The following is a 6,498-nucleotide window of genomic DNA, read 5'->3' as shown; positions in this document are numbered from 1 at the left end:
CAGGGACTGACTCTAAAAAATGTTCAGTTGACGGTCCGGGGACAAAAGGGTAAGATAGTATACCGTGAGCAGGGTGAGCTTTTGTTCACCCACTTTGGCCTGTCCGGTCCGCTGGTGCTGTCAGCCAGTGCTCATATGCGGGATTTTGAGAGAGTTAAGTATGTCTGCTCCATCGACTTAAAGCCAGCACTGGACGAGTCCGTTTTGGATGCCCGCCTGCTGCGGGAGCTGGGGGAAAACGCCAACAGAGATATGGGCAATTTATTAGGTAGCCTGGTCCCAAAGGCGATGATTCCTGTCCTGCTGGCGCGTGCCGGCATCCCAGGGGACAAAAAGGCCCACAATGTGACCCGTGAGGAGCGCCGCCGCCTGTTGGAAGCGCTGAAACATTTTACAGTACCCGTGTCCGGACCACGGCCTATTGAGGAGGCCATCATCACTTCCGGCGGTATCAAGGTGGGCGAAGTAGACCCAAAGACCATGCAGTCCAAAAAGGTGCCTGGCCTGTTTTTTGCCGGGGAGCTGCTGGATGTGGACGCCTATACCGGCGGCTTCAACCTCCAGATCGCATGGGCTACCGGCCGAGCGGCGGGGAAAGGGGCAGTGGAGTTTATAGGGGCCGGATAAGGGGGACGCACATCTCGCACAGGTGCCGGGCGATCATCGGGGCGGCGTACCGCTCGATGATGGGGCGCCTCCAGTCGGCCGGCAGGCCCTGGGTCAGGACAGGCAGGTCTTTCCAGAAGGAGAGAATGTCGGCCTCTGTGTGGGGCACTTCAAAGACGACATAGAGGCCGTCCTCCAAGGTCCTTGTTTCCAGACTGGTGGACTGTCCCCGGCGGAGGACCAGACCCAGATCATATCGGAGCTTTTCTGCCGCCACACGGGCGGGATCGTCCAGGGCGATGCCAAAAATAACAGACTGGGCGTCCAATAGCTGCTCCCGGTCTAAGGTTTGCTTAAAGTTCTCCATAAAATGCCGGTTGTGCTGGCCGTATGGGCCGATGCTCCTTTGATATGCCAGGGTAATGTTCTCAAATCTCTCCTGTATCATAGGACCTCCATATTGCAATAAAATTACGGTGATTTAGGTATAGTATCCCGAATTAAAAGGAATTTCAAGAACTTTTTTAATTTGTTCTATGGAAACTACAGAAGTGTTTGGAGCGGTTGTATGAAGTGTGTCAGCATTGCTATCGACGGCCCCGCCGGGGCCGGTAAGAGCACCCTGGCCCGAAAGACGGCCAGGGAGCTGGGCTTTTTATATGTAGATACCGGGGCCATCTACCGCACGGTGGCCCTGAAGGTCCTCCGGGCGGGTGCGGATCCGACCGAAGAGAGCCAGGTGATCCCCCTGCTGAATGGGCTGGATATTTCTATGGACTATGGCCCAGACGGGGAGCAGCGGATGTTTCTGGAGGGCGAGGATGTGTCCAAAGCGATCCGGGAACATCAGATCTCCGGACTGGCTTCTAAGGTATCCGCTATCCCGGCAGTGCGGGACTTCCTGTTGGAATTTCAGCGCACTCAGGCCCGTGAGCACAATGTGGTCATGGACGGCCGGGATATCGGAACCGTCGTGCTGCCTCAGGCAGATGTGAAAATATTTCTCACTGCGGCACCGGAGTCCCGTGCCCGCCGCCGTCTCTTGGAGCTGGAAGGGCGGGGGCAAAAGACTGATTTTGAAACTGTCCTGCGAGATATTGTCCAGCGGGATGAACAGGACCGGAATCGCCCGATTGCACCGCTGCGCCAGGCGGAGGACGCAGTCCTTCTGGACACCACCCGGCTGAATTTAGAGGAGAGTTTGGCGGCCATGCTTTCCTTGATAAAGGAGAAGATTCATCTGTGAGCGAAGAATCGGTGAAAGAACCCCAGGAAAAGAATGAGCTCCAGCGCAAAAGCCTAGACAGATACTTTTCCTTTTTATACGCTGTCATCTGGCCCTTCTTTAACCTCTTCCGCCCAATCCGGGCGGTTGGACGGGAGAATATTCCGAAGGGCCCGGCAGTCATCTGTCCCAATCATACCACCGCGGGGGACCCTTTTTATGTCGTCTTTGCTTTTGGACATAAATGTCCCATGCGGGCCATGGCCAAGATACAGATCATGCGTGTCCCATTTGTCGGCTGGATATTGTCCAAGGCCGGTGTCTTTGGGGTGGACCGGGGAAACAATGATATGAAGGCAGTGAAGACAGCCTTGAAATTCTTAAAGGGCGGGGATAAGCTGCTGATGTTCCCGGAAGGGACCAGAGTTCACGAAGGGGAAAACGTGTCGGTCAAGACGGGTGCCGCCCTCTTCGCAACCCGAGCCGGTGTCCCCCTGCTGCCGGTGTACATACAGCGGAAGAAGCGGCTGTTCCGACCGAATACTGTGGTCATCGGACAGCCCTATTATCCCAAGTATGAGGGCCGTAAACCTACGGCGGAGGAGCTCCAGTCGATTGCCCAGGAAGTGATGAACCGGGTGCAGGCCCTGGGGGAGGGGATCGGATGAAGCTGGAATTGGCCAGGAGTGCTGGCTTCTGCTATGGTGTACGGCGGGCCGTGGAGCTTGCGGAGCAGGCTGCCGCACAGGGCACGCCCTGCGTTATGCTGGGCTCCATTATCCATAACCAGGCGGTGATCGGCCGGTTGGCGGAGCAGGGCCTTCGTTCGGTGAAAACACCGGAGGAGGTGCCGGATGGCGCGTCGGTCATTATCCGCTCCCACGGCGAGAGCCGCGCGGTTTACAAAACGCTGGAGAGTCGGGGCGCCCAGATCTTGGATGCCACCTGCCCCAATGTGACCCGAATCCATGAGATCGTGCGCCAGGCGGAGGAGCAAGGGAGAAGGCCCGTAATCGTAGGGACTCCTGACCATCCGGAAGTGACGGCTATCGCTGGCTGGTGTCGAGAACCAGTTGTGGTATCGGGGGCAGAGGCATTGGAAAAATGGCTGTTAGAGGCTCCGGACCGGCGAAACCTGCCTATCACTTTGGTATCGCAGACCACATCTACCAGGAAAATTTGGGACGACTGCGTGAAAAAAGCAAAAAAAGAGTGTACAAACGCAGAATTTTTTGATACAATATGTGGAGCGACGTCCAAACGCCAGGAAGAGGCCCGTCAGCTGGCTGAAAAATGCAGCATGATGGTGGTCATAGGCGACAGTCAAAGCTCCAATACGAAGCGGCTTGCGGAGCTTTGCCGGGAGGTTTGTCCCTGCGTTCAGCTGATTGAGAGCGCGGAGGAGCTGGATCTTACCGGGCCGCCCCAGGCGGATATGGTCGGCATCACGGCGGGCGCGTCCACGCCCGCGTGGATAATAAAGGAGGTCTATGACAAAATGAGCGAAGAAATCATGGAGATCGAGCAATCCTTTGCGGAGATGCTGGAGGAGTCGATCAAGCCTATAAATAATGGAGATAAGGTCACGGGCATAGTGGATTCTATTACCCCCACTGAGATCCAAGTCGACTTGGGTTTTAAGTACCCCGGCTATATCCCCTTGGCTGAGTTGAGCGACGACCCCACCGTCAAGCCTGAGGACCTGGTGAAGGTAGGCGACGAAATCGAAGCCTATGTGATGCAGGTCAGCGACCGGGACTGCCAGGTCAAGCTGTCCAAGAAGCGCCTGGATATGGTCAAGGGCTGGGAGGAGATCGAGGCCGCCAGCGAGAACGAGACAGTGGTTGAGGGCTTTGTGACTGAGGACAACAAGGGCGGTGTGGTTGTTTCCGTCAAGGGCATCCGCGTCTTTGTGCCCGCCTCCCAGACGGGCCTGCCGCGGGAGACTCCCATGGCTGAACTGCTGAAGCACAAGGTCCGTCTGGTCATTACAGAGGTCAACCGGGCCCGCCGCCGTGTAGTGGGCTCCATCAGCAAGGTGCAGCGCGCCGAGCGGGCTGCCGCCGCGGAGAAGGTGTGGGCCGAGATCGAGGACGGCAAGCGCTATACCGGCACGGTGAAGTCCCTGACTTCCTACGGCGCCTTTGTAGATATTGGCGGCGTGGACGGCATGGTCCACATCTCCGAGCTGTCTTGGAGCCGCATTAAGCACCCCTCTGAGGTAGTAAAGGTGGGCGATACCGTAGAGGTGTACGTCATCTCCGCCGACAAGGAGAAGAAGAAGATCTCCTTGGGCATGAAGGACCACAGCCAGGATCCCTGGACCGTATTTACTTCTACCTACCAGGTGGGGGACACCGCTAATGTGCGCATCGTCAAGCTGATGACCTTCGGTGCCTTTGCCGAGGTAGTTCCCGGTGTGGACGGACTGATCCACATCTCCCAGATCGCAGACCACCGCATCGAGAAGCCCGGCGACGTACTGGCTGAGGGCGATAAGGTGGACGTGAAGATCACCGATGTGGACATGGAGAACAAGAAGATCTCCCTCTCCATCCGTGCCCTGCTGGAGCCCGCTGTGGAGGAAGATAGCGCCGAGGAAGCTCCTGCCGAAACCGAGGAGTAATTTTGATTTAAAAACGGCCCTGGTCTTTTTGACCAAGGGCCGTTTCCTATATGATGTAAAAAATGACAAAATTTTAAAATCATTAGGGGTTTTGCTTGCGTAAAGCCGTTTAAATTGCTATAATTAGTGTGAAAATAGAGGCAAGGACGGGGTCATGATCGGTATGGAGGTGTAAAAGTTGTACCAGATTGGGGATAAAGTCGTCCACCCAATGTACGGAGCAGGCGTTTTAGAGAGTATCGTCCAGAGAAAAATTGACGGTGTAGAGCGAGATTATTACATGATGAAGCTCCCCAATCGGTCCATGGTGGTTATGATCCCCACAGAACATAGCGAGGATATCGGCGTCCGACCAGTAGTGGACGCGAATCAGGCCGATCAGGTTATGGCGGCGATTCCTTCCATCCAGGCGGAGATGACCTCAAATTGGAACCGCCGTTACCGAGAGAATATGGAGCGCCTGAAAAGCGGTGATCTCTTTCAGGTCGCTTGGGTCATCAAGGGGCTCACGGCCAGGGACCACTCGAGGGGGCTGTCCACTGGGGAGCGGAAAATGCTTCACTCGGCTCGGCAGATGCTGATCTCCGAGATCGTGCTCTCCAAGAGTCTAAGCTACGAGACAGTGGAGGAGCAGTTGGATACGGCGCTGGCATAGTTTGTCCTGCCCAGACATAGTGATTGATAAAAGCTGACCTGAAAAGGAGCCCACCGGCTCCTTTTTTGTGTAGGAGGTCCCTAAGATGCTGGAAGTATTGCGAAAATTAGCGAAGAAAAAGGCCCCTCCCCCGATCTGTTCCGCTGTGATTGTGGCGGCGGGCTCCGCCCGTAGGATGGAGGGGATAGACAAGGTATTGGCGCCTTTGGGGGAACTGCCCGTCCTGGTGCACACGATCTATTCCTTTCAGGACTGCCCCCGGTTTGATGAGATTGTGGTGGTCACGAGAGAGGACCTGCTGGTTGAAGTCAGCCGGATCTGCAAAGACTTCCAACTGGATAAAGTGTCCAAAGTGGTGGTAGGGGGCAGAGAGAGGACCGACTCCGTGCTGGCTGGGCTCAGGGAGGTGCGTCCGGATGCGGACCTTATCGCAATCCACGACGGCGCCCGCCCACTGGCCCCCCAGCAGGTGCTGGAGGAGGTGGTGGAGCGGGCGGCGGAAACGGGAGCAGCCGCCCCCGCTATACCGGTCACAGATACAGTAAAGAGAGCTAGAGAGGGACTGATAGAGGAAACCGTAGACCGTTCAGAGCTTTGGACGGTTCAGACGCCCCAAGTCTTTGAAGCCGGGCTGATCCGGGCCGCGGTGGAGAAGGCGGTGGTTGACGGGGAAAGCCTGACAGACGAATGTGGGGCGGTAGAGCGGCTGGGGATGAAGGTGTCCCTGACCACTGGAAGCAAGGAAAATATTAAGATCACCACCCCCTTTGACCTAATATTGGGGGAGGCTATCCTGGAAGCGAGAGTGAGGGGAGAGCTATGAAGATGCGGGTCGGGCACGGATACGATGTCCACCGGCTGGTAGAGGGGCGCAGGCTCATCCTGGGCGGGGTAGAGATATCCTGGGAAAAGGGATTGCTGGGCCACTCAGACGCGGACGTACTGACCCACGCGGTGATGGACGCGCTTCTGGGAGCGGCAGGACTTGGGGACATCGGCACACATTTTCCCGATACAGACTCCGCCTACGCCGGGGCGGACAGCATAAAACTGCTGGAGAGAGTGATCGCCCTGCTGGACCACCGGGGCTGGAAGGTGGGGAATATCGACGCCACCATCCTGGCTCAACGGCCTAAGCTGGCATCCCATATTCCGCAGATGCGGGAGCGGCTGGCCAGAGCTATGGGAGTGTCCCCGGAGCAGGTCAATCTAAAGGCTACCACGGAAGAAGGCCTCGGCTTTACTGGCTCCGGTGAGGGGATGGCGGCGCACGCAGTAGTGCTGATTTGGAAAGATTGAACGGCAAGCACGAACGCTGCAAATAGTTCGACTCCGGCAAGTATCAGGGGGGGCCATTTTCGCCTGGCGAATGGCGAAAATGGAGAT

The 6,498-nt window shown here is 56.7% G+C and carries 8 protein-coding genes; 7 read left to right on the top strand and 1 reads right to left on the bottom strand.

All coding sequences use genetic code 11. From position 1 onward, the window contains the following. Window positions 1–627: aminoacetone oxidase family FAD-binding enzyme (locus tag OCV64_RS07880; RefSeq protein WP_262669762.1), on the top strand; the 627-nt coding region annotated here is incomplete at its 5' end. Here the strand turns inward: OCV64_RS07880 and OCV64_RS07875 are convergent. Beyond that, window positions 611–1,054 (bottom strand): GyrI-like domain-containing protein, encoded by a 444-nt coding sequence (locus tag OCV64_RS07875; RefSeq protein WP_240287766.1) that lies wholly within the window; start codon window positions 1,052–1,054, stop codon window positions 611–613. The genes OCV64_RS07880 and OCV64_RS07875 overlap by 17 nt on opposite strands. A gap of 120 nt (window positions 1,055–1,174) precedes the next feature. Here OCV64_RS07875 and cmk point away from each other — a divergent pair, with 120 nt between their 5' ends. The 6 genes from cmk to ispF all read left to right on the top strand — a co-directional run bounded on the left by cmk (window position 1,175) and on the right by ispF (window position 6,411). Continuing rightward, the gene (gene cmk, locus OCV64_RS07870; protein WP_147572254.1) at window positions 1,175–1,852 is read left to right on the top strand and encodes a (d)CMP kinase; all 678 of its coding nucleotides are present in this window, start codon (window positions 1,175–1,177) and stop codon (window positions 1,850–1,852) included. Beyond that, window positions 1,849–2,499, top strand: a complete 651-nt coding sequence (locus tag OCV64_RS07865; protein ID WP_240287764.1) for a lysophospholipid acyltransferase family protein — start codon at window positions 1,849–1,851, stop codon at window positions 2,497–2,499. Before cmk ends, OCV64_RS07865 begins: the two co-directional genes overlap by 4 nt. Continuing rightward, the gene (locus OCV64_RS07860; protein ID WP_262669761.1) at window positions 2,496–4,457 is read left to right on the top strand and encodes a bifunctional 4-hydroxy-3-methylbut-2-enyl diphosphate reductase/30S ribosomal protein S1; all 1,962 of its coding nucleotides are present in this window, start codon (window positions 2,496–2,498) and stop codon (window positions 4,455–4,457) included. The genes OCV64_RS07865 and OCV64_RS07860 overlap by 4 nt, the downstream gene beginning before the upstream one ends. Before the next feature lie 178 nt (window positions 4,458–4,635). Continuing rightward, complete coding sequence (locus tag OCV64_RS07855; protein ID WP_147572256.1) at window positions 4,636–5,112, top strand: CarD family transcriptional regulator; 477 nt, start codon at window positions 4,636–4,638, stop codon at window positions 5,110–5,112. Window positions 5,113–5,197: 85 nt separating this feature from the next. Then, window positions 5,198–5,935, top strand: coding sequence for a 2-C-methyl-D-erythritol 4-phosphate cytidylyltransferase (gene ispD / locus OCV64_RS07850; protein WP_262669760.1), 738 nt, complete (start codon window positions 5,198–5,200; stop codon window positions 5,933–5,935). Window positions 5,936–5,937: 2 nt separating this feature from the next. Beyond that, on the top strand, window positions 5,938–6,411 hold the full coding sequence (gene ispF / locus OCV64_RS07845; protein WP_262669809.1) for a 2-C-methyl-D-erythritol 2,4-cyclodiphosphate synthase: 474 nt from the start codon (window positions 5,938–5,940) through the stop codon (window positions 6,409–6,411). Window positions 6,412–6,498: the final 87 nt, after the last annotated feature.

It is taken from the genome of Muriventricola aceti (genome assembly GCF_025567565.1).
In the GTDB taxonomy this organism is placed as follows: domain Bacteria; phylum Bacillota; class Clostridia; order Oscillospirales; family Oscillospiraceae; genus Lawsonibacter; species Lawsonibacter aceti.
The sequence above is the reverse complement of the archived record's forward strand: the minus strand, read 5'-3'. Positions and strand labels throughout refer to the sequence as shown.